Origin of the sequence: Acidiphilium sp. PM (genome assembly GCF_000219295.1) — a bacterium.
In the GTDB taxonomy this organism is placed as follows: domain Bacteria; phylum Pseudomonadota; class Alphaproteobacteria; order Acetobacterales; family Acetobacteraceae; genus Acidiphilium; species Acidiphilium multivorum.
Genome location: NZ_AFPR01000241.1, coordinates 1 through 2226, shown reverse-complemented (window position 1 = coordinate 2226; position 2226 = coordinate 1). Strand labels below are relative to the sequence as shown.

Here is a 2226-nt window from a genome sequence, read left to right as displayed (position 1 = left end):
CCCCGGCCACGCGCCGCCCGCAAGCGCCCCCGGCGCGCCGCTACCCGCCGGCAGCGGCGATGTCTCGCTCGACTTCGCCGATACCGACATCCGCGCCGTCGTCGCCCAGATCCTCGGCAACATGCTGCACGTCACCTACACGATCGACCCGGCGGTGCAGGGCAAGGCGACGCTGCGCACGGCGCACGACATCCCCGCCTCCGCCCTGATCCCGACGCTGCAAACCCTGCTCGCGCAGAACCACGCCGCCCTCATCCGCAGCAACGGGCTCTACCAGGTCGTCCCGGCCGACAAGGCGGCGGCCGCCCTCGCCACCGCGCCGGGGCTCGACGGATCAAGCGTCGTCACCCTCACCCATGTCAGCGCGGCGCATCTCGCCGCCGTGCTGCAACCCTATGTCGGCAAGGGCGGAAAGGTGATCGCCGAGCCGGACCGCAACGCCCTCATCGTCGAAGGCGATCCGCAGGTCCGCGCCACCCTGCTCGCGCTGATCCGCGCCTTCGACGTCGATGCCCTCGCCGGCCAGTCCTACGCGCTCTACCCCGCCACCGGCGCCAACGCGCGCGATTTCGCCACCGCCCTGACCCAGGCGCTGCACGCCGGCAAGGCGGGCGGCGTGGTCAAGGTGGTCCCGCTGGTGCGCATCGGCGCCGTTCTGGTGATTGCCCCCTCCGGCGCCGCCATCCGCGCGGCGGACCGGGTCTACCGCACCCTCGCCCGGCAGGAAGCGGCGACGCACCGGGCCTGGCACGTCTATTACCTGCGCAACAGCCGCGCCGGGGACGTCGCCGAGGTGTTGCAGGAAGCCTTCACCCCCAACGACGTGACGGCCCAACCCTCGGCGTCCGACACCACGGGCAACACCGCCCCCGGCGTCTCGGCGCAGACGCTGATGGGATCGGGCGGGTTGGTGGGCAACGCGGCCGGCACCTCCGGCACCGGCACCACCGCCGGGCTCGGCGCCGCCCCCGGCACCAGCAGTTCCACCGCCTCCGGTCTCGGCGCAGGCCTCGCATCCCCCGCCGCCTCGCCCGCCGCATCACCCGCATCGTCCCACGCGGCGGCGAGCAATCCGCTGCTCGGTCCGCTCGGCGGCAGCGCGGGCGGCGGCGGCGATTCAAGCGGCCTCAGGATCATCGCCGATCCCCGCCAGAACGCGATCCTGGTGCGGGCGGACGCCTCGGAAAACGCCTCGGTCGAGGCGATGCTCCGCAAGCTCGACATCGAGCCGCTGGAAGTCGAGATCGACGCGACGATCGCCGAGGTCGATCTCAACGGCGCGCTGAAATACGGCACCCAGTTCTTCTTCAAGTCCGGCGGCATCAACGCGGTGCTCAGCACCGGCACCACCGCGGCGCTGAACCAAAGCTTCCCCGGCTTCGTCCTCGCCGGCCACGGCAGCGACGGCGCGCCGCTCGCGATCTCCGCCCTGCAATCGGTCACCCAGGTGCAGGTGCTCTCCTCGCCGCAGCTCCTCGTGCAGAACGGCCGCACGGCGAACCTGCTGGTCGGCAATCTCGTGCCCTATCTCTCGCAGACCTCGCAGAGCACGCTGACCACCGGCGCGCCGGTCATCAACTCGGTGAACTACCAGGAAACCGGCGTGATCCTGCAAATCACCCCCCATATCTCCAGCGACGGGCTGGTGGCGCTCACGGTCTCGCAACAGGTGAGCAACGTCGCCCCCTCGGTCACCACCCAGGGGCTGAACTCGCCGACCTTCTCCGAGCGCGCCGTCTCCTCCAGCGTCGTCGTGCATGACGGGCAGACGATCGGTCTCGCCGGGCTGATCACCGACAATGTCCAGCGCGGCAATTCCGGCCTGCCCTTCCTCAAGGACGTGCCGCTGCTCGGCCCGCTCTTCGGCACGCAGGACAACAGCCGCGCGCGGCAGGAGCTGCTGGTGCTGATCACCCCGCACGTCGTCCACGACGCGACCGACGCTGCGGCGCTGACAAGCGACCTCGAACAGGCGCTGCCCAACGCCGCCAACGTGCCCGCCGAACTCAACGGCCTGCCGATGGACGGATCGGCCGATCCGCAAGCGGCGCTGCGCCGGCGTCTCGGGCTGCACTGAGCATGGCGCGGCCCCGCCGGCACGACGACCGCGGCTTCGCGCTGCTGATCGTGCTGGCGGTGCTGGTGCTGTTCGGCTTCCTCGTCACCCGGCTGCTGGTCGCCGCCCGCCAGCAGATGGCGATCGCCGGCAACCTGCGCGACGCGGCG

Annotated in this window: 1 protein-coding gene; it reads left to right on the top strand. The window is 71.6% G+C overall.

Translation table 11 applies throughout. From position 1 onward, the window contains the following. Positions 1–2077, top strand: a 2077-nt coding sequence (gene gspD, locus APM_RS10410) for a type II secretion system secretin GspD (RefSeq protein WP_007423333.1), incomplete at its 5' end; no start/stop codon positions are given. Positions 2078–2226: the final 149 nt, after the last annotated feature.